The sequence below is a fragment of the Pseudomonas sp. NPDC087803 genome, from assembly GCF_044742995.1.
In the GTDB taxonomy this organism is placed as follows: Bacteria; Pseudomonadota; Gammaproteobacteria; order Pseudomonadales; family Pseudomonadaceae; genus Aquipseudomonas.
This window is the reverse complement of the sequence record NZ_JBIUVO010000070.1, coordinates 1-25,584: the sequence shown is the minus strand read 5'-3', so window position 1 is coordinate 25,584 and position 25,584 is coordinate 1. Positions and strand designations below refer to the sequence as shown.

The window sequence follows — 25,584 nt, the reverse complement described above, 5'->3', positions numbered from 1 at the left end:
CTGGGCGATGTGCCCGGCGTCTCGCATCTTCAGGTAGATCTGGCTCGACAGCTCACGGTTTTCTTCGGCGTGAGTGGAGTGGAAGTTGTCGAAGTCGACCAGGAACACGGCAAAGTCGGCGCTGTGTTCAGCCTGCACGTTGGCGATCAGTTGTTCCGGGGTGATGCCTTCCTTTTCCGCGCGCAGCATGATCGCCGAACCGTGGGCGTCGTCGGCGCAGACATAAATGCATTGATTGCCGCGATGCTTCTGGAAGCGCACCCACATATCGGTCTGGATGTATTCCAGCATATGGCCAAGGTGAATCGAACCGTTGGCGTAGGGCAGGGCGCTGGTGACGAGGATCTTGCGTGGTTCGGACATGTGGGGCTTCGCTACTTGATGAAACGGAGGTCGGCCACTATAAAGCGCTGGCGCATATTTTTCACCCTGTGCCGCTGGGTACTTGAGAGCATTTGTGGCGAGGGGATTCATCCCCGATGGGTGGCGAAGCCGCCCCCGAACCAGATATCAGGGCCTGTCAGACACACCACCGGTGATGGTTTTGCGACTGCTGCGCAGCCGATCGGGGATAAATCCCCTCGCCACAGGGGTTAACGGGTTCAAGTAATCAGTTCGCCACAAATCTGAGTCCAGCGTACGATACCCGCCATCTTTTCCCAGTCTTGTTATCGGAGTTGCCCATGAGTGCCGTCACTCGCGCAGCGGTGGAAGCCGTCCTCAGCCAATACACCGACCCCTACCTGAACCAGGACCCGGTCAGCGCCGGTTGTGTGAAGCACATCGAGATCGATGGCGACCGCGTCAAGGTCGAGCTGGAAATCGGCTACGCCGCCGGTCTGTTCAAGAGCGGCTGGGCGCAATTGCTGCAACTGGCCATCGAAAACCTCGATGGGGTGACGATCGCCAGGGTCGAGGTCAACAGCGTGATCGCCGCGCACAAGGCCCAGGCCCAGATCCCAGGCCTGGCCAACGTCAAGAACGTAGTCGCCGTGGCTTCCGGCAAGGGCGGTGTGGGCAAGTCGACCACCGCCGCCAACCTCGCGCTGGCGCTGGCCCGTGAAGGCGCCAAGGTGGGGATTCTCGACGCTGATATCTATGGCCCGAGCCAAGGCATCATGTTCGGCATCCCCGAGCGCACCCGTCCCGAAGTCAAGGATCAGAAGTGGTTCGTGCCGCTCAAGGCCCACGGTGTCGAAGTCATGTCGATGGCGTTCCTGACCGACGACAACACGCCGATGGTCTGGCGCGGGCCGATGGTCTCTGGCGCGTTGCTGCAACTGGTTACGCAAACCGCGTGGGGCGATCTGGATTATCTGGTCATCGACATGCCGCCAGGCACCGGCGACATCCAGCTGACCCTGGCGCAGAAAGTCCCGGTGGCCGGTGCGGTGATCGTCACCACCCCGCAGGATCTGGCGCTGCTCGACGCACGCAAAGGCGTGGAAATGTTCCGCAAGGTCAACATTCCGGTGCTGGGCGTGGTGGAAAACATGGCGGTGCACATCTGCTCGAACTGCGGACATGCCGAGCATCTGTTCGGGGAGGGCGGTGGCGAGAAACTGGCGACCCAGTATGGCGTCGAACTGCTGGCCTCGCTGCCGCTGTCGATGCTGATCCGCGAACAGGCTGACGGCGGCAAGCCAACGGTGATCGCCGAGCCGGACAGCCAGATTGCCATGGTCTACCAGGAACTGGCCCGCCACGTCGGCGCGCGCATTGTGTTGCAGGAAGCGGCGACACCGGCGATGCCTAATATCAGCATCAGCGACGATTGATCAATCGGTAACGCTGAAAACCTGTAGGAGTGAGCCTGCTCGCGATAGCGGATTAACATTCAACGCAAATGTTGAATGAATGACCGCAATCGCGAGCAGGCTCACTCCTACAGTTGGTTTTGAGGTGGCGCTTAGATGCGCAACCCGCCATCCATCTCCAGAATCCGCCCGGTGTAGTAGTCGTTCTCGAAGATATACGCCGCCGAATGGGCGATCTCCTCCGGCTTGCCCATACGCTTGAGCGGGATCCCGGACGTCATCTTCTCCAGCGCTTCCGGTTTCATGCCCAGAGTCATCTCGGTTTCGATGAAGCCCGGAGCGATGCCCGCGACGCGAATGCCGTAACGCGCCAGTTCCTTGGCCCAAGTCACCGTGGCGGCGGCCACGCCAGCCTTGGCGGCAGAGTAGTTGGTCTGACCGACGTTACCGGCGCGGGAGATCGACGAAATATTGATGATCGCGCCGCTGTTCTTCAGCTCGACCATTTTCGCCGCCACTTCACGGGTGCACAAAAATACGCCGGTCAGGTTGACGTCGATCACCGCCTGCCACTGGGCCAGACTCATCTTGGTCATTTCGCCGTCCTTGACCTTCAGCAGCAGGCCATCGCGCAGGATCCCGGCGTTGTTGATCAGGCCATGGATCGCGCCGAAATCAGCCGCCACCTGGGCGACCATGTGCTCAACCTGTTCTTCATTGGCGACGTTGCACAGATAGCTGCGCGCCTCGACGCCCTTGGCCTTGCAGGCGGCCACCGCGTCGTCGAGTTTTTCCTGATTGAGATCCACCAGGGCCAGCTTCGCGCCTTTGCCGGCGAAATACTCGGCCATGGAACGGCCCAAACCCTGGCAACCGCCGGTGATAATGATTACTTTGTCGTTGAGTTGCATTCGCATGCCCCGATAGCCGGTCTGAGTGGTTTTTGTTATTGGCGACGCCCGATCCGTACCGGTGATGGCCAGATTGCACATGAGCACCGCCCGATGGCGTGACCGGGACTTATCCCCAGGCGCCTGTCCGTTTTTTCGACGGATTCTATTTAAGGAGTCATAAATTGAGCGTTGAAGCGGCCAAGAATGCCCGAGAATTGCTTCTCAAGGAATACCGTGGCGTATTGTCGACCCACTCCAAATCGATGCCCGGATTCCCGTTCGGCTCAGTGGTGCCGTATTGCCTGGACGACCAGGGTCGCCCGCTGATCCTGATCAGCCGCATCGCCCAGCACACCCACAACCTGCAAAAGGACCCGAAATGTTCGCTGCTGGTAGGGGAGCGCGAAGCCGATGACGTGCAGGCCGTTGGTCGGCTGACCTATCTGGCCGAAGCGCAAAAGCTCGAAGCCCCGGCTGCGATCGAAGCCGCCGCCGAGCGTTACTACCGGTATTTCCCCGACTCGCAGAACTACCACAAGGCCCACGACTTTGATTTCTGGGTGCTCAACCCGGTGCGTCATCGCTACATCGGCGGCTTCGGTGCGATCCACTGGGTCGAGCAACTGACCCTGGCCAACCCGTTCGCCGGCAAGGCGGAAATCAGCATGGTCGAGCACATGAACAGCGATCACGCCAAAGCCATCGCGCATTACGTGGAACTCGCGGGATTGCCGAAAAGCGTGCCGGCGCAACTCGCCGGAATCGACAGCGAAGGCATGCACCTGCGCATCGGTCAGGCGTTGTACTGGCTGCCGTTTCAAGCGCCTTGTCATACCCCGATACAAGTGCGCGAAGCCTTGGTTTCTCTGGCTCACGCTGAGGTCTGGCCAAAAAATGCGGTGGCCGACGCTTGAATTCACGAAAGGGCGACGTCATCTAAGGCTTACTGCAAGGCATTTCTTGCGTTGAGGAATCTTTGATGCGCCCTTTTTTGTTGCTCTTTCTGCTGTTTCCGGTGCTGGAGCTGTTCGTATTCGTCAAAGTGGCAGGGGCGATCGGGTTTTTCCCGGCCCTGCTGCTGATCATTCTCGGCTCGATGTTCGGGGTGTTCGTCCTGCGCGTCGCCGGTCTGGCCACGGCACTGCGTGCCCGTGAAAGCCTGAATCGCGGCGAGTTGCCCGCGCAGACCATGCTCGAAGGCCTGATGCTGGCACTGGCCGGTGGTCTGTTGATCCTGCCGGGCTTCGTCAGTGACGTGGTCGGTCTGGTGATGTTGCTGCCGTTCACCCGCCGCCTGCTGGCGAACAAGATGCGCCAGCGCGCCGAAGAACAGGCCATGCGTCAGCGAGCCTTCGCCGACGACCTGCAACCGCGTGGCGGTCCGGCACCGCGTCAGCCACTGGGCCGCGAAGGTGATGTGATCGAAGGCGAGTTCGAACATCGCGACAGCAAGTAACCTCTACATCGACACGGCACCTTCGGGTGCCGTTTGTTTATGCGCGGCATTCATGGGGCAATTCGATGAAAAATTTTCTGCCCCCGCCCTTGTAATAAGCTTATGCGCCCTTATGTATCGGTCACCGAAAGGTTTCCGGCATTCAAGCCGGACAGACTTCCGCGGTTCGCTCGACGAATCGCAACCGGCGCAGGCCGGATTCGTTAAACCCGCCGGGACTACACCGGCCGATGAAAACCACAATTAGGAGAGATCGACAATGAAGCTTCGTCCTCTGCATGACCGCGTCGTCATCCGTCGCAGCGAAGAAGAAAAGAAAACCGCTGGCGGTATCGTCCTGCCAGGTTCGGCTGCTGAAAAAGCCAACCACGGTGTGATCGTCGCTGCAGGCCCGGGCAAGACCCTGGAAAACGGTGAAGTGCGTGCGCTGGCCGTTAAAGTCGGCGACAAGGTTGTGTTCGGTCCTTACTCCGGCAGCAACACTGTGAAAGTCGACGGCGAAGACCTGCTGGTAATGGCTGAGAACGAGATTCTCGCTGTACTGGAAGGCTGATTTCCCCGCTCATTTTCCCGTTACTACAAAGTATTTAAGGAATATCGATCATGGCTGCTAAAGAAGTTAAGTTCGGCGATGCCGCCCGCTCCAAGATGCTCAAAGGCGTCAACGTTCTGGCTGACGCGGTAAAAGCGACCCTGGGCCCGAAAGGCCGTAACGTGATCCTCGAGAAGAGCTTCGGCGCTCCGACCATCACCAAGGACGGCGTTTCCGTCGCCAAAGAAATCGAACTCGAAGATCGCTTCGAAAACATGGGCGCGCAGCTGGTCAAAGACGTTGCCTCCCGTGCCAACGATGACGCTGGTGACGGTACTACCACCGCTACCGTTCTGGCTCAGTCTATCGTCAACGAAGGCCTGAAAGCCGTCGCTGCCGGCATGAACCCGATGGATCTGAAGCGCGGTATCGACAAAGCGACCATCGCGATCGTCAAAGAGCTGAAAGCCCTGTCCAAGCCATGCGCTGACACCAAGGCCATCGCTCAGGTCGGCACCATCTCCGCCAACTCCGACAACTCCATCGGCGACATCATTGCCGAAGCCATGGAAAAAGTCGGTAAAGAAGGCGTGATCACCGTGGAAGAAGGCTCGGGCCTGGAAAACGAACTGTCGGTTGTAGAAGGCATGCAGTTCGACCGTGGCTACCTGTCCCCGTACTTCGTCAACAAGCCGGACACCATGGTTGCCGAGCTCGACGGCCCGCTGATCCTGCTGGTCGACAAAAAGATCTCGAACATCCGCGAAATGCTGCCAGTGCTGGAAGCCGTTGCCAAAGCCGGCCGTCCACTGCTGATCGTTGCCGAAGACGTTGAAGGCGAAGCCCTGGCGACTCTGGTCGTGAACAACATGCGTGGCATCGTCAAGGTTGCAGCCGTCAAGGCGCCAGGCTTCGGCGACCGTCGCAAGGCCATGCTGCAGGACATCGCCGTTCTGACCGGCGGTACCGTGATCTCCGAAGAGATCGGCCTGAGCCTGGAAAGCACCACTCTGGAGCACCTGGGTAACGCCAAGCGCGTGACCCTGTCCAAGGAAAACACCATCATCGTTGACGGTGCTGGCGTACAAGGCGACATCGAAGCACGTATCGCTCAGATCCGCGCTCAGGTTGCCGAAACTTCCTCGGACTACGACCGTGAAAAACTGCAAGAGCGTCTGGCCAAACTGTCCGGCGGCGTTGCAGTGATCAAGGTTGGCGCTGGTTCCGAAGTTGAAATGAAAGAGAAGAAGGCCCGCGTTGAAGACGCCCTGCACGCGACCCGTGCAGCCGTTGAAGAAGGCGTGGTTCCTGGCGGTGGCGTTGCGCTGATCCGTGCTCTGGAAGCCCTGACCGAACTGACCGGCGACAACGCTGACCAGAACGTCGGTATCGCTGTACTGCGTCGCGCTGTTGAAGCGCCGCTGCGTCAGATCGCTGCCAACTCCGGCGACGAGCCAAGCGTAGTTGTCAACGAAGTGAAGAACGGCAAAGGTAACTTCGGTTACAACGCCGCTTCCGGCGAATACGGCGACATGATCGAAATGGGCATCCTGGACCCAACCAAGGTCACCCGTTCCGCTCTGCAAGCTGCAGCCTCGATCGGCGGTCTGATCCTGACCACCGAAGCGGCTGTTGCTGATGCACCGAAGAAAGAAGGCTCGGCTGGCGGCGGTATGCCAGACATGGGCGGCATGGGTGGCATGGGCGGCATGATGTAAGCCAGCCTTACCCCTGTAACGAAAAACCCCGCCTGCGATGAGCAGGCGGGGTTTTTTATTGCCTTGGATTTTCGGTTGGCTGAGGACCGCGGCGCGGCCATCGCTGGCAAGCCAGCTCCCACAGGTTTAGCGCAATCCCTGTGGGAGCTGGCTTGCCAGCGATGGCGTCATGTCAGTCGGCACGCAGGCCGACTGACACCGCGAACATCCGCACCAGTTACTGCTCGCTGATCTGCGGAGCGCTGTCCTTCACAGGCTTCCAGCTCAACAACTGCTGTTTGAAGCCATAACTGGCCGCCTGGTAATACGCAATTGCCCGGCTGACCAGCGGATCGTCGCTGCTGACCCGCGATTCGCGGCTTTCGGTCAGCGCATCGTCATGCCGACGCAAGCCCTGGCGCGGACTGAGGATCGCCAGGTCCTTGCCGTCGAACAGACCCAGATGCTGGTAGTTGCCGACCACCACGCGCGGTGGCAGCGGGTTGTCCTGCAACAGGTTGCGGCCGAAGAACGTCGAGGTGTAATCCAGATTCAGCAAGCCCAGCAGCGTCGGCGCGAGGTCGATCTGGCTGGCCAGTTGCGCGCTCTCGCGAGCGTCGATCATTTTCGGCGCATAGATGAACAGCGGGATCTGATAGTTGCTGATTGGCAGGTCTTCCTTACCGGCGCTGCCCGCGGTGTGGTCGGCGACGAAAATGAAGATCGTGTTGTCGAACCACGGCTTCTGCCGCGCCTGCTCGAGGAACTGGCCGATGGCGTAGTCGGTGTACTTCACCGCGCCATCGCGGCCGTTACCGGACTTGATGTCGATCCGGTTGTCCGGGTAGGTGTAAGGACGATGGTTGGACGTGGTCATCAGTTGCAGCAGAAACGGCTGCTGCCTGGCGTAGTCGGCGTCCGCCAGTTTCAGAGTCTGGCGATACAGATCTTCGTCGGCCATGCCCCAGGCGTTCTTGAAGTGGATCTCGGCTTCATCGACGCTGCTCTGATCGACGACGCGATAGCCGTTGCCGCTGAAGAACGCGTTCATGTTGTCGAAGTAGCCGCGTCCGCCGTAGACGAACACGCTGTCATAACCCACCGCGCTCAACTGCTGGCCAAGGCTGGCGAAACCGCTTTCCCGGCCGATGCGCTTGACGATCGAGCGGCCCGGCGTCGGCGGGATGCCCAGGGTGATCGCTTCCAGGCCTCGGTCGGTGCGGGTGCCGGTGGCGTAGAAGTTATTGAAGTACAGGCTCTGCTTGCGCAAGGCATCGAGGTTTGGCGTCAGGTTGCGACCGTCGCCATTGCTGCCCAGGTACTTGGCGCTGAGGCTTTCGATGGTCACCAGCACAATGTTCGGCTTGCGCGGGGTCCCCGGGTTGTCGATCACCCGGCGGATGTCCTGCGGATCCTTGCCGATGAAGCGCGCATCGCTTTCACTCAGCTCGGCGCGAATCTGGCTGGCGACTTTTTCTGCCGGCAGGCTCTTGTAGAACTGGGTGTAGTCCAGTTCATTGTTACGGAACGCGGCAAAGAACTGATACGGGCCGTTGCTGGCCAGTTCGTTCTGATAGGCGTTGCCGCCCTGGGCGCGCGGGGCGTCCTGGCTGAGCAGTTGCAGGCTCAGGCCTGCGACGATCAACAGGCCCAAGGCACTGAGCAGACGCCCGCGCAGCGCGGGCAGCGGGGCATTCATGGCGGCATTGAACGGCTTGCCCAGGGCAAAACTGATCACCACGGCCAGCACCGCGAGGAGGCTCAGCAGTTTGCCGATCGGGTACGACTCGAGGACGTTGTTCAACACTTCGTCGGAGTACACCAGATAGTCGACGGCGATGAAGTTGAAGCGCACGCCGAACTCGTCCCAGAACAGCCATTCGGCCACCGCTACGAAGAGCATGGCGAACAGGCTGATCGTCAGCAGGACGCGTAGAAACCCGCGATGGCCACGGCGACGCCACAGGCCCGGCGGGCACAGCAGCAGGTACAAGCCCATCGGCAGCGCCGCGTAGGCAAGGAACCCCAGGTCGTAGAGCGCGCCGATGCCGAACACCGAAGGGGCGAAGCCGCCGGCCTCATCCAGGTGAGTCAGCAGCAGTACCGCTCGAGTCAGGAGAAAAATGACCAGCCAGGCGCCAGTGATGAGCAGCAGAAAGCGCATGGGCGCAGTCTTGAAAGGGTCCATTGTCTAGTTTTCCTTATATCAATGGCGCGCGAGTTTCGCGGCGTCACTGTAGTCAGGTTGTGAATCGATAGTGAAAACTTTGTTAAAGAATGAATTTGGTTGAGCAAACTGATTTGCACGTCTGCCGGCCCTAGCCGTGAGCCGGCGTTGGCCTTAAGCTGCGCGGGCCATGACGGCCGTTACTGTGTACGGAGGAAATGCCAATGCGAATTTTATTGGTCGAAGACAACCGCGATATCCTGGCCAATCTGGCCGATTACCTGGGGCTCAAAGGCTACACCGTCGATTGCGCCCAGGACGGCTTGTCGGGCCTGCATCTGGCTGCCACCGAGCATTACGACCTGATCGTGCTCGACATCATGCTGCCGGGAATCGACGGCTACACCCTGTGCAAGCGCCTGCGCGAAGATGCCCGGCGCGACACGCCGGTGATCATGCTCACCGCCCGCGATCAGCTCGACGACCGCCTGCAGGGCTTCAAGTCCGGGGCCGACGATTACCTGGTCAAACCGTTTGCCCTGTCCGAGCTGGCGGCGCGCATCGAAGCGGTGATGCGTCGCGCCCAGGGCGGTGGTCGCCGTGCGCTGCAGGTCGGTGACCTGAGCTACGACCTCGACACGCTGGAAGTGACCCGCGAGGGCAAGCTGCTCAAGCTCAACCCGGTCGGCCTCAAGCTGCTGGCGGTGCTGATGCAGAAGAGCCCGCACGTCCTGCGCCGGGAAATTCTCGAGGAAGCGCTGTGGGGCGATGACTGCCCGGACAGCGACAGTCTGCGCAGCCACGTGCATCAATTGCGTCAGGTGATCGACAAGCCATTTGCCAAACCGTTGCTGCAAACCGTGCACGGCGTGGGTTACCGCTTGGCCGAGGGGCGTGATGGAGTTTAAGCAAAGCCTTTCCCAGCGGATCATCATCGCCTTTGCGCTGATGAGTGCGCTGGTGGCCGGGGCCTTCGCCATGGGCATTGTGGCGACGGTGCACCTGGTGGAGGAGAAACTGATCTCGGCAGGACTGGGCGGCGACCTGCAACGTCTGCTGCTGATGGACAACGTCTCAGACTGGAGCCATCGCCCGGAACCGGATCAGTTGTTCTATTTCAGCGGCGGGCCGGGTGATTTCGAGCTGCCCAAGGATCTGCGCCACCTCGATGCGGGCTTCCATGAAGTGTTCCGCGAGCAGCTGTCGTATCACGCGATGGTCGAGATCGTCGACGGCCGGCGGTATGTCCTGCTGCAGGATCAAAGCGATTTTGAAGAGCGCGAGCGCGTGCTGTTCGCCGTGGTGCTGGTGGGCTTTGTGCTCAGTCTGGCGCTGGCGGTGTTTCTCGGCTGGGTGTTGGCGCGCAAGGTCATGGCGCCCGTCGTACGCCTGGCGCGGCAAGTGCGGCATCGCGATCAGTTGCTCGGTCTGGCGCCACCGCTGGCCCCGGATTATGCGGCTGATGAAGTCGGCGAACTGGCGGTGGCCTTCGATGCCACGCTCGGTCGTCTGCGACAGGCGCTGACGCGCGAACGGCTGTTCACCAGCGACGTCAGCCATGAGCTGCGCACGCCGTTGATGGTGCTGGCCAGTTCCTGCGAACTGCTGCTGGAAAATCCGGGGCTGGATCAGCGCGGCCGCGCCCAGGTCGAGCGCATCGCCCGCGCCAGCGAGGAAATGCGTGAGCTGGTGCAGACGTTCCTGATGCTCGCCCGTGCCCAGCGTGAAGATGCCGGCTCGGCGCCGCAGCAGAATATCCGCCAGGTGGCCGACGGCTTGTTGGGGATCTGGCGTGAACCGATCGAGTCGAAAGGGCAGCAGCTGATATTCGAGCCGGGCAATCCGCCGGACACCTGCTTCAACGCAACGCTGCTCAGCGCGGTGATGGGCAATCTGCTGCGCAACGCCTGTCACTACACCGAGCAGGGCTTCATCCGCCTGACGCTCAACGGCAACGGATTTGTCGTCGAGGACTCGGGTGTCGGCATTCCCGAAGAAAAACGTGAAGCCATGTTCCAGCCGTTCGTGCGCGGCAATGAGAAGCGTGGCGAAGGACTGGGCCTGGGCTTGTCGCTGGTGCAACGGATCTGCGAAAACCAGGGCTGGGAGGTGACATTGAGCACCATGCAGCCCAATGGCTGTCGCTTCGAAGTCACGCTGGGACAGCGCTGAGCGGCGCTGATGGCCCTGCGCTATTGCTTTCTCCGTGTAAAACCCTGTAATAGATTGCCTGTTTACCTGACGTAATTTTCACAAAGGGACGACCTGACGCTGACATGCCGCTACCTATCGTGGGGGCATCAGTCATTCAGGAGTCCTGACGATGAGCAGTCAGATCAAACTCGATTTTTCCGAAAAGTATGATGACCAGCATGCGCAAAAATATTTGCGCAAGCACCAGGACGGTCTCGGTCGTCGGTTGTCTCACTGGCGGGACGAGCAGTTGGCGCGCAAGGCACTGACACTGGCCGGCGAACCGGGACTGGTGCTTGATCTGCCCTGCGGTGCAGGACGCTTCTGGCCATTGCTGGCAGAAAAGCCCAATCGGGTGATCATCGGTGCGGATAACTCCGAGTCGATGATCAAGACCGCCATGCAGGCGCAACCGGCGGATGTGGTGAAAAGGGTACAACCCTTGCACACCTCAGCGTTCGACATTGCCTTGCCGGATAACGCGGTCGACAGCATTTTTTGCATGCGTTTGCTGCATCACATCGGTGAAGCCGAGCATCGGCGGACGATTTTGCGCGAATTCGAGCGTGTCACCCGAGACAGCGTCATCATTTCGTTGTGGGTGGACGGTAATTTCAAGGCCTGGAAACGCAGGCGCGCCGAGCAGCGGCGTGGGCAGGAAGGTTACCAGAACCGGTTTGTGCTACCGGCAGTGACAGTAGAAAAAGAATTCGAAGCCGCAGGTTTTCGCATTCAGGAACAATTGGACTTTATTCCGCTGTATGCCATGTGGCGGGTTTACGTATTACGCAAGAGGTAACAGGATGGTGGTGCAAATAGCAGCAGAAACGGAAGTCGCTCCCCAGGATCGCTTCGACTACTACTGGAACCAGCATGGTGAATGGGTGGAAGAACCCAACGTACGCCGTGGCGGGGAAAGTGGTGTGCAACGGGTCGTGGGCCGTGACGGCCAGTTACTGTATGCCAAGCGCCAGACCGGCCATATTTATCGCAGTTGGCTGCATCCTTTCGGTCGCCCTACAGTGTTGCGTGAGCTGGATGCCCTGACCGGTGTCAGCCGCCTCGGTGTGCGTGTACCGCAAATCGTCTTCTGCGGGGCGCAGCCTGATCCGCAATACAAGTGGCGTGCGCTGCTGGTGACCAAGTCGCTGGACGGCTTCGACGAACTGGAAAAGTGGGAAGCAGCCGGTGGTCGTGCGCAATACGGCGAAGCCGTTTACGAACGGGTCTTGAAAGATCTCGCGCAAAACCTCGCGCGCATGCACAAGGGCCGCTGGCAGCACAGCTGCATCTACATCAAACACGTATTTGTACGGGTAACCGGCGAGGGTGATTCGGCGCAGGTCGAGGTGGCATTGATCGATCTGGAGAAATGCCGCCAGCGTCTGACCGCTTATCGCGCGGCCGCCCATGACATGAAGCAATTGCGTCGCCATTCGTCGTTCAGCGATACGGACTGGAAAAAACTCGTCTACTTTTATGAGACGGCGTTTGGCAGCGCTATCAAAGGTTTATAGCGATGAAACTCGAAATTGCACGAGGTTTGTTTCTGGTTGGAGCCTTGGCAGTTGCTTCATTGGCGGTGGCGGCCTGGGAGCAGCCCCGCATGCAGGTGATCGGTGCTACTACGGCCGATGCTCGCTGCGCAGTACCACGGGTGGCGAAAGCCTCCGTGGCGACTAAACCTGACCATGATTTGTTGCTGTTCATGTTCGGACTTTCTCAAGGGATGAGGCCACAGAGTTGAACCGATTCAAGCCCAAATGAAAGGCCTCGCAGATGCGAGGCCTTTTTTATTGCGCGTCTTCCAGGGATCAGACCATTCCCTTGTGGGATCGTCGATGGATGAAAAGTCTGTGGCTGGCCGCGATCAAGGGTGGGAGTGGGCTTGCTCACGAAGGGGCCGGCACATTCAGCATTGCTGTTGACTGACCTGAAGCCTTCGCGAGCAAGCCCGCTCCCACAAGGGTAAGTCGCTGTTATTTCGGATCGGGTTTCGCCAGCAAGGTATAGATGCACGGCAGCACGAACAGCGTAAACAACGTCCCGATCGACATCCCCGTGGCAATCACCATCCCGATATCGAACCGGCTCACGGCACCGGCGCCGGTCGCCAGAATCAACGGCACCATGCCGAACACCATGGCCGCCGTGGTCATCAGTACCGGGCGCAAACGAATCGCCGCGGCTTCCTCGACCGCTTCGCGCGCGGTCAGGCCCTTGTCTTTGCGCAACTGGTTGGCGAACTCGACGATCAGGATCCCGTGCTTGCTGATCAGCCCGATCAGCGTCACCAGCCCGACCTGGGTGTAGATGTTCATGCTCGACCAGCCGAGGAACAGTGGAATCAGCGCACCGCAGATCGACAGCGGCACCGTCACCAGAATCACCAGCGGATCACGGAAGCTTTCGAACTGTGCCGCCAGCACCAGGAAAATGATCGCCAGCGCCAGGGCGAAGGTTACCCACAGCGCGCTGCCTTCCTGCACGTACTGGCGCGAGGCGCCGCCATAGTCGAAGGCAAACCCGGCCGGCGCTTCTTCGCGGGCGATCTGCAGCACGGTGTCGATGGCTTCGCCCATGCTGACCAGCGGGAACCCGGAAATCTTCGCCGCGTTGAGTTGCTGAAACTGGTTGAGCTGGCGCGGTCGCGCCCGGTCGCTGATCTTGATCAGGGTCGACAGCGGCAGCAACTCGCCCTGGGTGTTCTTCACGTAATAGTTGTTCAACCAGCCGGGGTTTTCGCGGTACGGTCGCTCGACTTGGGCTATCACCTTGTAACTGCGGCCTTCGATGGTGAAACGGTTGATTTCCGCCTCACCCAGCAGCGTCGCCAGGGTGCCACCGAGGTCCTGCATCGACACGCCCATCTGCGCGGCTTTGGCGCGGTCGATGTCGACTACCACTTCCGGTTTGTCGAACGCGAGGTCAAGGTCGACGAAGGCGAACTTGCCGGACTCCATCGCGCGTTTCTTGATCCGGTCAGCCACTTGCAGCAGCAGTTCGTAGTCATTGGCGGTATTGACCACGAATTCGAACGGCAGACCCTCACCGGTGCCGGGCAGGGACGGCAGGTTGAAACCGAAGATCTGCAAGCCGGGGATACTCGCCAGCTTGCCTTGCACCTCGGGCAGGATCTGCATCTGGGTGCGGCTGCGCTCGTTCCATGGCTTGAGCAGGAAGCCGCCGATGCCCGCCTGCACGCCGTTGTAGCCGTTGATCTGGAACGAGGAGTAGTACTCCGGAAACTCCTTGAAGATCTTGATGAATTCGTCGGTGTAAGTGCTCAGGTAATCGAGGTTGGTCGGCTGCGGGGCGTTGGCCATCATGAAAATGATGCCCTGATCCTCGTCCGGCGCCAGTTCCGACTTGGTGAACTTGAGAAACACCGGGATCAGGCACAGCACGATCACGGCGAACACCAACACCACCGGCCGCGTATTCAGCGTGCCATGGAGCAGGCTCTGGTAGCGGCGCTTGAGGCCGTCGAAGATGCGGTCGAGGCGGTGCGCCAGACCACTGGGGTTTTCTTCGTGGCGCAACAGCAGGGCGCACATCATCGGCGACAGGGTCAGGGCGACGACACCGGAGATCACCACGGCACCGGCCAGGGTCAAGGCGAACTCCTTGAACAGCGCTCCGGTCAGTCCGGTGAGGAAGCCGATCGGTGCATACACCGCCGCCAGGGTGATGGTCATCGACACCACCGGCATGGCGATTTCCCGGGCGCCTTCCAGTGCGGCCTCCAGCGGCGTCTTGCCTTCCTCGATATGCCGGTGGATGTTTTCCACCACGACAATCGCGTCGTCCACCACCAGGCCGATGGCCAGCACCATCGCCAGCAGGGTCAGCAGGTTGATCGAGTAGCCCATCATCTGCATGAAGAACATCACGCCGATCATCGACAGCGGGATGGTCACCACGGGGATCACTACCGAGCGCAGCGCGCCGAGGAACAGGAACACCACCACAATCACGATCAGCACCGCTTCGAACAGGGTTTTCACCACTTCGTCGATCGAGGCCTGGATGAACAGGGTGGCGTCGTAGGCGATCTCGCTTTTGAGGTTGGGCGGCAACTGCGCTTCCAGCTCCGGCATCAGCTTGCGCACTTCGCGGATCACGTCCAGCGGGTTGGCCCCGGGCGTGGCCTTGATGCCGATGTACACCGACGGCGTGCCGCCGAACGAGCTGATCGAATCGTAGTTTTCCGCACCCATTTCGACCCGCGCCACATCGCTGAGCAGCACGCGGCTGTCGCCACTGACCTTGAGCGGAATCGCCGCGAAGGCTTCGGCGGATTTCAGTTCAGTGTTGGCGTTGATGCTGGTGACCACGTACTCGCCCTTCACCTCGCCGGCGGCGGAGAGGAAGTTGTACTGGCGCACCGCGTTGGTCACGTCGCTGGCGCTGAGGCCGAAACCGGCGAGCTTCACCGGGTCGAGCCACAGGCGCATGGCGAACACCTGATTGCCGAGAATCTCCGCTTCGGCCATGCCCGGCAGGGTCGCCAGTTTCGGCTGGATCACCCGCGACAGGTAGTCGGTGATCTGCGGGTTGCTCAAATCCTTGCTGAAGAAGCTGATGTACATCAGCGCCGAGGCGTCGGCCGACTCCTTGCTCAGCACCGGGTCTTCGGCGTCCTGCGGCAGCTTGTTCTTCACCTCGTTGGCCTTGGCCAGCAGTTCGGTGAACAAGCGGTCGGTGTTGGAACCGATGCGTGCGTAGATCGAGATCACCGAGAAGTTCTGGCGGCTGACCGAAGTCATGTAGTCGATGCCCTCGGCGCTGGCCAGGCTCTGCTGCATCGGTTGGGTGATGTAGCCCTGAATGGTTTCGGCGTTGGCACCGGGGTAGGCGGTGGTCACCGTGATCAGGGCGTTTTCCATTTGCGGGTATTGGCGCAGCGGCAGTTTGCTCCAGGCCTGAAAACCCAGCAGCACAATCAGCAGGCTGACCACGGTGGCGAGCACCGGGCGGCGGATGAACGGATCGGTAAAAGCCATGGGTATTCCTTGATCAGTCGGCGCGAGGCGGACTGTTCTGCTCGCCGAGGGTCTTGTCGTCGCTGATGGCAATGTGTGCGCCGTTGTCCAGTTTGATCTGGCCGGCAGTCACCACTTGTTCGCCGCTCTGCACGCCCTTGTTGATCATCACCAGGCCATCGCGGCGTTCACCGGTCTCGATGAAACGGCGCTCGGCGATCAATACCGGCTGGCCCTTGTCGTCTTTTTCGACGCTGCCGTCCTCGGCCTTTTTCTGCCCGACCACGTACAGCGAGTTGCCGTAGAGGGTGTAAGTGATCGCGCTTTCCGGCACCACGATGTGTTTCTGCGGGTCGGGCAGCAACACGTTGAGGCTGGCGAACATGCCCGGCAGCAACTTGCCGTCGGGGTTGGCCAGGGTCGCGCGCACCAGAATATTGCGCGTGGTGCTCTCGACAATCGGGTTGATCGCGCTGATGGCGCCGGGGAAGTTCTGCCCGGGATAGGCCGCGACGCCGATCTGCACCGGTTGACCGATGGCCAGTTTCGGCACCGATTGCTCGGGCACATAGAAGTCGGCGTAGAGGCTGCTCAGATCCTGCAGGGTGGCGATTTTGGTGCCGCTGGCGAGGTAGTCGCCGACATCCACCTGACGGATGCCGATGGTGCCGCTGAATGGCGCGAGGATGCGTTTTTTCGCCAGCGAAGCGTTGAGCTGATTGACCGTGGCCTTGTTCTTTTGCAACACGGCGGAGAGCCGGTCGTACTCGCCTTTGGAGATCGCGCGGCTGTCGACCAGTTGGCTGCCGCGGCCGAAATCCAGTTGCGCCAGACCGAGGTCGGCCCTGGCGGTTTCCAGCAAGGCGGTTTCGACCGCGCTGTCGAGTTGCAGCAGCGGCTGCCCGGCCTTGACCTTCTGCCCAGAGTCGAACTTGATCTCGGTGACGGTGCCGGCGACTTCCAGGCTCAGCTCGACGCCTTGCAGCGCCTTGAGCGTGCCGACGGTGGGCAATCGCATCTGCCACGGCTGTTCGGTGGCGCGGCCCACGGCGACGCTGATCGGCGGTTTGGGTTTGGAGAAGCCCTGGATCATCGTATAGATCGAAAAGGCTTTGTACCCGCCCAATACCAGGACGACCAGCAAGACAACACCCAACATGATCAGCATGCGGCGACGCAGCATATTTCCAGTTCCTTGGATAAATCAGGTGAGACAGGCGGGAACATTACTCGAGTGAGGTGGGTATTCCAACTGCCAGTTTTTACAGGGGGAGGGCGGAGTGAAGAAGTCTAAACACTGAACCTGTGGTGAGGGGATTCATCCCCGATGGGTGGCGAAGCCGCCCCAAAACCTGACACCGCGGTCTGTCAATTGAACCGTGTGCGATGGTTTTGCGACTGCTGCGCAGCCGATCGGGGATAAATCCCCTCGCCACAGGTTATGAGTCGTACTCAGAACAGGTGGATTACGCCATCAAATGCAGATGGTTGTCCCAGAGCCCCGCCGGCAATTCCAGGGGGTTGGCCAGCAGTTGATCCTGGCGGCAATCGTAGTAACGGCAACGGCCCTGACCCGAGGTCACGACGAAACCGTCCTTCACCGCACCGACGCCGGCGCAATCGGGTAGCGGCGCGTCGAGACGCACTTCGCCGCTGTCCAGGTCCCAGATGAAGAAGCGGTTGCCACGCGGTGCAGTCAATGCCACCAGACGCAGCTCACTGTGCACCGCGACGCTGGCGGTGTAATGACCCATCGCCTGCAACTGATGCTCCGGCACCGGGAACGCCACGAAGGGCTGGCCCGGACGCTTGATCGCCAACAGCTCGGAGCGCTCATGCGAGGCCCCCATGAACTGCTGACCGGCGACGATGGTGCCGTCGCTGGCGATGCCCAGGTGACGCACGCTGTTCATCTGCTGGGAAAGGGTTTCCTTGCTCAGCAGGGTGCCGTCGCGCTGCATCAGCACCAGGCTCGGTTCCATGGCGTTGAGGTTCATCTCGACGCGGCTTTCGGCCTCGGTGCGGATCCCGCCGTTGGCCACCACCAGGGTTTCGCCATCGGGCATCCACGACACCTGATGCGGGCCGAGGCCATGGGTGGAAATTTCGCCGCTGTGCACCAGCCGCTCGCCTTCGAACTTGTACACCCCGAGCAGGCCACGTCCCGGATCAGTAGTGTCGTTCTCGGTGGCGTACAGGTATTCGCCGTCCTTGTGCACCACGGCGTGGCCGTAGAAATGCCGGTTCGGCTGCGAAGTCACGGTTTGCAGCAACGTCCCGTCACGCAAGTCGATCAGGTAGCTCTCGGTGCCCGGGCGGCGGGCGACGAACAGCGCGATCGGCAGCGTCGGGTGGTTGATGATGTCGTGGCAGCGCTGGCCGACCTCGGTGGCGAACACCCGAGTCCCGTCCAGCCGATAACCGACGGCGTAATGCTTGCCATCGGTGTCGTCGCGCGCCGAGAGCAACAGCGGGCTCTGATCCTTGCGCTTGAACAGCGTCCAGCCGCCCAGTGTCACTGCTCCCAGCAGCAAACTACCTAAAGTCAGAGCCTGGCGTCGCAGCATGGCACTTGCCCTCATCAGTCACCGTCGTTGGCATTGAAGCCCAGTTGGATGCCCAGCGCCTTGGCCAGTTCGCCTTCGTGCAGGCGATGGACGACGTTGAGGCTGTCGTAGAGATCGTTGAGTTGTTGACGACCGGCGTCGTCCTGGAGCATTTCGGTCAGCGAGCGCTGGCTGCTGTCGAACAGTTTCAGCGACGCGGCGTAGGCGGCGTCGATCTTGTCCGCCAACGGTTTCTGCTCGGCCGGCAGCAGACCGCGCAGGCCTTTGTTGTCGACGCCTTCCCAGACGGTTTTGGCTGCAGCGAGGCTGGCTTCCAGTGCAGTCAGCGACGACTGGCTACGCCACGCATCGGCCTGGAACGGCTGTGGCACGCCCTTGCTCTGACGGCCCATCGGCGTGCCGAGTTTCTTCTTCAGGGTGTCGAGGGCGGTGACCTGCACACGCAGCAGATCGGCGATCGCTTCGTGGGAGTCGGCGTAGCGCTGGTTGGGGAATTTGCTCATCTGCGCGAGCATGCCGTCGGTGTTGTTCCAGCTCTGCAGAATCTCTTCGGCCAGTTGCTTCTGACGCTCGCCGATGGCGATCAGCAGTGGGCAGTATTTGGCCTTCTGCTCAGCGTTGGCCACGTCAGGCTTTTCATCGAACAGGATGTATTCGTAAGCCGACAGACCCTGCACTACCACGCTGGATTTGGCCAGGGCAGCGGCGTCGATCTGCGGCTGGGCGATCACCAATTGCTCGACCTGACGGCCGACGAGGTTTTTCTTGTCCGGCCAGAACTGCACCTGCCACGAACGGTTGCCCTCGGCCAATGGACCGATCAGCAGCGGTTGCAGCTCGGCCCAGGCTTTCTGCGCGTGCAGGAAGTCGGCGCGAGCGGTTTCCAGGGTTTCCTTGCCTTGGCAGTAGGCGAGGGCGCTGACGGCCAGTTGCTTGTCGGCTTCGACCCAACGGGTGTAGGTCGGCAGGATCACCGACTTGGCGATGGCCGCCGACGTGACCGCTTGCGGGTCCTGCGGCGAGCAGGCGCCGAGGGCGAGTGCGGCAAGGCTGGTGAACAACAACTTGGGACGGAACATGTCGGGCTCCCGATTCTTTTAAGTGTTTAAAGTGAGTTCAAGAACGCCAGCAGCGCGGCACGCTGCTCGGCGTTGAAAGACAAAACCTGTTGCTGCGCCTGCTGCGCTTCGCCGCCATGCCAGAGCACGGCTTCGAGCAGATTGCGGGCGCGGCCGTCATGCAAAAACTGAGTATGACCACTGACCGCCTGCGTCAGACCGATGCCCCACAACGGCGGGGTGCGCCAGTCGCGGCCGGAGGCCTGGAATTCAGTGCGGTTGTCGGCCAGACCATCGCCCATGTCATGTAGCAGCAGATCGCTGTACGGGCGAATCACTTGATTGGCCAGTTCAGGTTCGGCCGCGTTGGCGGCGGTGGTGTATTTGGGTGTGTGACAGGACTGGCAACCGGCCTGGAAAAACAGATTCTTGCCGGCCAGCACTTGTTCGTCGTTGATACCACGACGTGCCGGCACCGCCAGGTTGCGCGTGTAGAACAGCACCAGACGCAGGATGTTGTCGCTGACTTCCGGTTCACCGTCCGGGCCATTGCCGTTGGGTGCCTGTTTGCACGCGGTTTGCGCGTCGGTGCAGTCATCGAAGGGTCTCAGGCGGGTGGTGAGGCCCATATCACCAGAAAACGCGTGAACATTTTGTTGATTGAGATTCGGTTGCCCGGCTTTCCAGCCGAATCGACCCATGACGGTCTTCTGCAACGCGTCATCCCAGACCTGATTCGGTCGGCCGTTGATGCCGTTTTTCTCTTTGGCTTGCGCGGCGGCGTTGGCGAGGATCGCTTCCTCGGGAATGGCTTCGAGCAGGCCGAGGCCGATCATCGGCGGCGCGACGCGGGCCGAGAAACGCGTGTCCGGGTGCATCGGGCCGTAGCCCAACTGAGTGAATTGCAGGACCGGTTTGCGCAGTTCCACTTCGCTGCCGTCCTTGAAACGGATCGGCACCGGGGTGTACTCGACACGCACCTTGCCTTCCGGCGTGACCCCGGGCACCGCCATGTCCTGAAACTGGCCGCCGTAGACCGGCTCCGGCACCACGCCGACTTGCTCGATGACTTTGGCGTAGGCCGGCGAATCGGGGATCGACAGGCGCACCAGCATTGACACCGCGTTCGCCGCATCCGGCGCTGGCGGGTGTCCGCGACCGTCCTTGATGTGGCAGTTCTGGCAGGCGTTGGTGTTGAACAACGGGCCGAGGCCATCGCGCGCGGTAGTGGTCGACGGGGCGATCACCCACGGACTGCGGAAGAAGCTGTTGCCGACACTGAAGTCGACCCGACGCGATGGCGGCAGGTTGGCTGAAGGCAGCGAGAACGCATTCTGATCGGTCTTGCGCACGGTCGCCGCTCCGCCCGAACGTGCTTCACCGGGCTCGGCCTTGGTAAAGCGCGGGGCGTCATCGCAGGCACTCAGGCCCAGGGCCAGACACAGTGCGGACAAGCGAAGAGGCAGCGAGGGCATCAGACATCCTGCGGACGGGCGAAAACAAAGGCGCAAAGTCTAACAGGGCGAGGGGGTTTGAATAAGAGGAATTATCGTTTGCTTGATATGGCGCAACGCTGAAGGCCCATGCAAATCCCCTGTAGGAGCTGCCGCAGGCTGCGATCTTTTGATCTTGATCTGTAAAAGCAAAATCAAAAGATCGCAGCCTGCGGCAGCTCCTACAGGGGAATGTGTTTTGCAGGCATGAAAAAGGCGACCCGGAGGTCGCCTTTTTGTGCAGCCAGCGTTGATCAGAACTCGTGATCAGCGTTGTCCGGGTTCAGGTCGCTGATGCCCAGCTTGCCGGCAGCGGCTTCGATCGAACCGGTCTGCTTGACCAGGGACGCGATGGCGTCACGCACGATCTGGTTGCCAGCAGTGTTGCCCGCAGCGATCAACTGGTCGTAGTGCTCACCCTTGTTGGCGTGATCGACCATGACCTGGATCTTGGCTTCGGTAGCGGCCAGATCGGCTTTCAGCGCGTTGTCGGCAGCCGGGTCGGCCTTGGCCACCAGCGACGACAGGCTGGCGCCGGTCATCTTGGTGCCGTCGGTACGGGTGTACTCGCCCAGGTACACGTTACGAATGCCTTTGGCATCGTAGAAGTGCGAGTTGTGGGTGTTGTCGCTGAAGCAATCCTGTTCGTCTTCCGGGGAGTTGGCTTCCAGGGAAACCTTCATGCGCTCGCCCGCCAGTTCGCCCAGGGACAGGCTGCCCATGCCGAACAGCATTTTGCGCAGGCCGGTTTCAGCAGGCTCGGCTTCCAGGGTGGCGCGGTAGTTGTCAGCCACGTTCGGCTTCCAGTTGCCGACCATTTCTTCCAGGTCGCTGACCAGCAGTTGGGTCACGGCTTTCAAGTAAGCACGGCGACGATCGTTGTGACCGCCGGTAGCGCCTGCGCCTTCCAGGTAGTCCGAAGCCGGACGGTTGCCGGCGCCCGGGCCGGTGCCGTTCAGGTCCTGGCCCCAGAGCAGGAATTCGATCGCGTGGTAGCCGGTGGCGACGTTGGCTTCGGAACCGCCCAGCTCGTTGAGGCTGGCGAGTTTTTCCGGCGTGATGTCTTTCACGTCGACCTTGTCTTCGCCGACCTGCACTTCAGTGTTGGCGATGATGTTGGCGGTGGCGCCCGGGTTGCCCAGCGCGTGTTCGTAGGATTTGTCGACGTAGTCGATCAGGCCTTCGTCCAGCGGCCAGGCGTTCACCTGACCTTCCCAGTCGTCGATGATGGTGTTGCCGAAGCGGAACACTTCGCTCTGCAGGTACGGAACGCGCGCGGCGACCCAGGCAGCCTTGGCGGCTTTCAGGGTGTCGGCGTTCGGCTTGGCGAGGAACGCGTCGACCGCGGTTTGCAGGGTTTTCGCAGTGGATTCGGCATCGCTGTAGACGGCGAAGACCATGTCGGCGTAGTGCGCGACCACAGCCTTGGCGGCGGCTTCATCGACTTTACCGGCAGCGGCAGGAGCAGCCGCAGGTGCGGTGGTGCTGGCGGCTGGAGTCGGTGCGGCCGGAGCGGCAGCCTTGTCTTTGCCTTCGCCGCAACCGGCGAGGGAAATAGCGATGGCCAGCAGACTGGCGGTAGCCAGAGGCATACGAATCATGGCGAACATCCTGCTTCGGTAAATGAATGGACAGGGCGCGGGGGTGCGCAAAGCTGCGACATAATGCAAATCTTTCGCATTATGTGTAAAGGGTTGTGGCTGGAAATATTTCTTGTTTACGCCGGTGTGATGGCGCAGATCAAAAGATCGCAGCCTCGTTTCACTCGACAGCTCCTACAGGGGCACGCGATCCCTGTAGGAGCTGCCGCAGGCTGCGATCTTTTGACTTTATAAAATAGCTGCGTTGCTACGCTGCGCCTGCTTGAGGTACGCCGTCAGTTCCCGGGCAGGCAGTGGCTTGCTGTAGTGGTAGCCCTGACCTTCGTGACAGCCTTCGGAGATGATGTAGGACTCCTGCTCGGCGGTTTCCACGCCTTCGGCAATCACCTGCATGCCCAGGCTCTTGCCCAGTTGGATGATGGCGCGAACGATGGTCGCATCGTCGTCGTCATCCAGCAGATCCTGAACGAAGCTTTTGTCGATCTTGATCTTGTCCAGCGGCAGGCTTTTCAGATAACTCAGCGATGAGTAGCCGGTGCCGAAGTCGTCGATGGCGATCAGCGCCCCGGAGCGGCGCAGGCTCAGCAGGTGCTGGGCGGCGGTGCTGATGTCTTCCATCAGGCCGGTTTCGGTGACTTCCAGCTCCAGGCTGCGCGGCGGCAGGCGGTAGATCTGCAGCAGATTGTTGACCACTCGCGGCAACTCGGCGTGGTGCAGTTGCACGGTGGACAGGTTGACCGCCATGCGCAGGTCGACGAAGCCCTGATCGTGCCATTCGCGCAATTGCTTGCAGGCCTGATCCAGCACCCACTCGCCGATGGCGATGATCGTGCCGTTCTGCTCGGCCAGCGGGATGAACAGGTCCGGCGGCACCAGACCATGCTCCGGGTGCTGCCAGCGGATCAACGCTTCGACCCCGACCACGCGGTGGTCGCGGTAACTGATCTGCGGCTGATAGACGAGGTAGAACTGGTCGCGAATCAGCGCATCGCGCAGGTCTTTTTCCAGTTCGCGACGGCGGCGCATCTCGCTGTCGACGCTGGCGATGTAGAACTGATAACGGTTGCGCGAGCGGGTTTTGGCCAGCGTCATGGTCTGCTCGGCCTTCTGCAACAGCTTCTCGGTGCTGTCGCCGTCCTCGGGGAACAGGGTGATGCCGATGGTCGCGCGCAGGCGGATTTCCTGATGGTCGAGGGCGAACGCCGCTTCCAGATCATCGAGGATGCTTTGCGCCAGTTCCGCCGCTTCGTAAGGTTGTTCGATATCGGCCTGCACCAGTGCGAACTGGTCGCCGCCAAGGCGGGCGAGGGCGCCGAGGCGACCGCTGTGGCCACGCAGACGGTCGGCCAGCGCCAGCAGCAACTGGTCGCCGGTCTGGTAGCTGAACTGCTCGTTGATCCCTTTGAAATCATCCAGCCCCACACACAACACCGCGACCCGGCGTTGCAGCTTGCCGGCGTCGACCAGAATCTTGTCCAGTTGCTGCTGCAATTGCTGGCGGTTCGGCAGGCCGGTGAGGAAGTCGTACTGGGCCATGCGCAGCAGGCTGTTTTCCGCTTCGTGGCGCAGGTGCGTGTTGCGCTCGATGGATTCGAGCAACTGGTTGGCGGTGTTGATCCAGATGCCGAGTTCGTTTTTCTCGTTACCCTTGATCTGCGGAATCTTGTGCTCGCTGGGGCGATCGGGATTGATTTCCGTCAGGTGCTCGATGATCCGCGACAGCGGCTTGGTCAGCAGCCAGTGATAGACCAGATACAGCACCAGACCCATGGCCAGGGCGCGCAATACACCGGAAATGAAAATGATCACCGAACTGACGATGAAACTCTCGCCATAGGTGGCGGTGTCGAGGGTGATGCTCAGGTCGCCGTAATACTCGCTGTAGGGGCCGCGACCGACCAGTTGGGTGGTGAAGGTACGTTCCTGACCGAGGATCAGGTCAGTCAGCCAGCGGCTGTTGGAATGCTGCAACTCACGGGACTTTTGCGCGAGCATGGCTTCGTTGGGATGGCCGATGGAAGCCTGGCGCACGGCGTCGTCCTGGAACAGGCCTTCGATCACCTGCATGCCCATTTCCCGGTCCAGGCTATAGACCGCCTGAGTCGACGGATCACGGAACATGTCGAGGATGCGCTGCGCATCGCCGGCCACTGCCTGACGGGTTTTATAGGCATCGAAAACAATCTGCGCGCAGCTCAAGACTACGCCGACGATCAATGCCGAAAGGAGCACGACCCGGAGCAACTTCACCGACAAGCTGTTCTTGAGTTCCAGCTTCAAAGGGTTATTCCTTGTTCCGTGCGGGTAGCGTCAAGTTGCCATGAGTATTGGCAATCCCGTGTTGGCAGTCAAAGGGACAATCAACCCCGGGAACATTTGCCCGTGGCCTTGGCCGAAATGCTGCTGTCTGGAGTCTCAGCTCTATTTGTACTGTGTCGGTAGTTTCGGCCCTCAACTTGAGCAGTCTGGAACAAATTTTCGCTGATTTGATGGTAGCTCGCTGTGCTGCACCAGCAAGCGGCCGGAGCCAGCGTTCATCGTGAGAAAACGCTATTCCCTGTAGGAGCTGCCGCAGGCTGCGATCTTTTGATCTTGCTTTAAAAAATCAAAGTCAAAAGATCGCAGCCTGCGGCAGCTCCTACAGGAAAGCAGAGGCGGTCAGAAAAACGTGGCAACTCTGCGGCAGCTCCTACAGAAATCAAAGGCATAAAAAAACCCGGCCATAGCCGGGTTTTTTATCTGGCGCGCAGCTTAAGCGGTGAAGGTTTTGCCTTCGAACTGCTCAGCAACGAACTTCCAGTTGACCAGGTTCCAGAACGCTTCAACGTACTTCGGACGCAGGTTGCGGTAGTCGATGTAGTAAGCGTGTTCCCAGACGTCGCAGGTCAGCAGCGGGGTGTCGCCGCTGGTCAGCGGGTTGCCGGCGCCGATGGTGCTGGCCAGGGCCAGGGAACCGTCAGCCTTTTTCACCAGCCAGCCCCAGCCGGAACCGAAGGTGCCGATCGAGGTTTTGCTGAACTCTTCCTTGAACTTGTCGAACGAACCGAACGCTGCGTTGATGGCTTCAGCCAGTGCGCCGGTTGGTTGACCGCCGGCGTTTGGCGCCAGGCAGTTCCAGTAGAAAGTGTGGTTCCAGTCCTGAGCGGCGTTGTTGAAGATGCCGCCCGAGGAAGTCTTGACGATCT

Annotated in this window: 21 protein-coding genes; 10 read left to right on the top strand and 11 right to left on the bottom strand. The window is 60.6% G+C overall.

From position 1 onward, the window contains the following. A partial coding sequence (locus ACIOUG_RS23480; protein ID WP_401069020.1) for a class I tRNA ligase family protein occupies positions 1-363 on the bottom strand: 363 nt, incomplete at its 3' end. 320 nt (positions 364-683) lie between these two features. Here ACIOUG_RS23480 and apbC point away from each other — a divergent pair. Then, positions 684-1,778, top strand: coding sequence for an iron-sulfur cluster carrier protein ApbC (apbC, locus tag ACIOUG_RS23475; protein ID WP_401069018.1), 1,095 nt, complete (start codon positions 684-686; stop codon positions 1,776-1,778). A 131-nt stretch (positions 1,779-1,909) separates the two neighbouring features. Here apbC and ACIOUG_RS23470 read toward each other — a convergent pair whose 3' ends face one another. Continuing rightward, positions 1,910-2,668: an SDR family oxidoreductase gene (locus ACIOUG_RS23470; RefSeq protein WP_053123391.1), complete on the bottom strand. Its 759-nt coding sequence runs from the start codon at positions 2,666-2,668 to the stop codon at positions 1,910-1,912. A gap of 164 nt (positions 2,669-2,832) precedes the next feature. Here ACIOUG_RS23470 and ACIOUG_RS23465 point away from each other — a divergent pair, with 164 nt between their 5' ends. From ACIOUG_RS23465 to groL, 4 genes are all read left to right on the top strand, one after another. Further along, positions 2,833-3,564: a HugZ family protein gene (locus ACIOUG_RS23465; protein ID WP_401069016.1), complete on the top strand. Its 732-nt coding sequence runs from the start codon at positions 2,833-2,835 to the stop codon at positions 3,562-3,564. A gap of 65 nt (positions 3,565-3,629) precedes the next feature. Next, positions 3,630-4,106, top strand: a complete 477-nt coding sequence (locus ACIOUG_RS23460) for an FxsA family protein (RefSeq protein WP_003227687.1) — start codon at positions 3,630-3,632, stop codon at positions 4,104-4,106. A gap of 259 nt (positions 4,107-4,365) precedes the next feature. Then, positions 4,366-4,659 (top strand): co-chaperone GroES, encoded by a 294-nt coding sequence (locus ACIOUG_RS23455; protein WP_003227685.1) that lies wholly within the window; start codon positions 4,366-4,368, stop codon positions 4,657-4,659. 50 nt (positions 4,660-4,709) lie between these two features. Next, the gene (groL, locus tag ACIOUG_RS23450) at positions 4,710-6,356 is read left to right on the top strand and encodes a chaperonin GroEL (RefSeq protein ID WP_007964008.1); all 1,647 of its coding nucleotides are present in this window, start codon (positions 4,710-4,712) and stop codon (positions 6,354-6,356) included. A gap of 217 nt (positions 6,357-6,573) precedes the next feature. Here the strand turns inward: groL and ACIOUG_RS23445 are convergent, their stop codons facing one another. Further along, positions 6,574-8,523: an LTA synthase family protein gene (locus ACIOUG_RS23445; RefSeq protein ID WP_401069014.1), complete on the bottom strand. Its 1,950-nt coding sequence runs from the start codon at positions 8,521-8,523 to the stop codon at positions 6,574-6,576. A 203-nt stretch (positions 8,524-8,726) separates the two neighbouring features. On the opposite strand from ACIOUG_RS23445, the gene colR reads away from it, so the two are divergent. The 5 genes from colR to ACIOUG_RS23420 all read left to right on the top strand — a co-directional run bounded on the left by colR (position 8,727) and on the right by ACIOUG_RS23420 (position 12,442). Beyond that, positions 8,727-9,410 carry a two-component system response regulator ColR gene (colR, locus tag ACIOUG_RS23440; protein WP_401069012.1) on the top strand — a complete coding sequence of 228 codons (684 nt, stop codon included), beginning with the start codon at positions 8,727-8,729 and terminating at the stop codon, positions 9,408-9,410. Further along, the gene (locus ACIOUG_RS23435) at positions 9,400-10,674 is read left to right on the top strand and encodes a sensor histidine kinase (RefSeq protein WP_401069010.1); all 1,275 of its coding nucleotides are present in this window, start codon (positions 9,400-9,402) and stop codon (positions 10,672-10,674) included. Before colR ends, ACIOUG_RS23435 begins: the two co-directional genes overlap by 11 nt. Positions 10,675-10,825: 151 nt before the next feature. Next, positions 10,826-11,494: a class I SAM-dependent methyltransferase gene (locus ACIOUG_RS23430; RefSeq protein WP_401069008.1), complete on the top strand. Its 669-nt coding sequence runs from the start codon at positions 10,826-10,828 to the stop codon at positions 11,492-11,494. Positions 11,495-11,498: 4 nt separating this feature from the next. Beyond that, complete coding sequence (locus ACIOUG_RS23425) at positions 11,499-12,212, top strand: lipopolysaccharide kinase InaA family protein (RefSeq protein ID WP_401069007.1); 714 nt, start codon at positions 11,499-11,501, stop codon at positions 12,210-12,212. A gap of 2 nt (positions 12,213-12,214) precedes the next feature. Next, the gene (locus tag ACIOUG_RS23420) at positions 12,215-12,442 is read left to right on the top strand and encodes a hypothetical protein (protein WP_064588979.1); all 228 of its coding nucleotides are present in this window, start codon (positions 12,215-12,217) and stop codon (positions 12,440-12,442) included. Between the two features lie 232 nt (positions 12,443-12,674). Here ACIOUG_RS23420 and ACIOUG_RS23415 read toward each other — a convergent pair whose 3' ends face one another. The 8 genes from ACIOUG_RS23415 to ACIOUG_RS23380 all read right to left on the bottom strand — a co-directional run. Beyond that, on the bottom strand, positions 12,675-15,701 hold the full coding sequence (locus ACIOUG_RS23415; protein WP_401069006.1) for a multidrug efflux RND transporter permease subunit: 3,027 nt from the start codon (positions 15,699-15,701) through the stop codon (positions 12,675-12,677). Between the two features lie 13 nt (positions 15,702-15,714). Beyond that, positions 15,715-16,863 carry an efflux RND transporter periplasmic adaptor subunit gene (locus ACIOUG_RS23410; protein ID WP_401069004.1) on the bottom strand — a complete coding sequence of 383 codons (1,149 nt, stop codon included), beginning with the start codon at positions 16,861-16,863 and terminating at the stop codon, positions 15,715-15,717. A 283-nt stretch (positions 16,864-17,146) separates the two neighbouring features. Further along, positions 17,147-18,247 carry a DUF1513 domain-containing protein gene (locus ACIOUG_RS23405; protein ID WP_401069002.1) on the bottom strand — a complete coding sequence of 367 codons (1,101 nt, stop codon included), beginning with the start codon at positions 18,245-18,247 and terminating at the stop codon, positions 17,147-17,149. 14 nt (positions 18,248-18,261) lie between these two features. Continuing rightward, entirely contained in the window at positions 18,262-19,326 is a 1,065-nt protein-coding gene (locus ACIOUG_RS23400; protein WP_027612470.1) for an imelysin family protein, read from the bottom strand. Positions 19,327-19,352: 26 nt separating this feature from the next. Continuing rightward, positions 19,353-20,780, bottom strand: coding sequence for a di-heme oxidoredictase family protein (locus ACIOUG_RS23395; RefSeq protein WP_401069000.1), 1,428 nt, complete (start codon positions 20,778-20,780; stop codon positions 19,353-19,355). A 272-nt stretch (positions 20,781-21,052) separates the two neighbouring features. Continuing rightward, a complete protein-coding gene (locus ACIOUG_RS23390; RefSeq protein WP_401068998.1) occupies positions 21,053-22,399 on the bottom strand; it encodes an imelysin family protein in 1,347 nt (448 codons plus the stop codon). 228 nt (positions 22,400-22,627) lie between these two features. Beyond that, positions 22,628-24,679 (bottom strand): bifunctional diguanylate cyclase/phosphodiesterase, encoded by a 2,052-nt coding sequence (locus tag ACIOUG_RS23385; RefSeq protein WP_003227662.1) that lies wholly within the window; start codon positions 24,677-24,679, stop codon positions 22,628-22,630. Positions 24,680-25,150: 471 nt separating this feature from the next. After that, the coding region (locus tag ACIOUG_RS23380; protein ID WP_401068996.1) for a superoxide dismutase at positions 25,151-25,584 on the bottom strand (434 nt) is incomplete at its 5' end.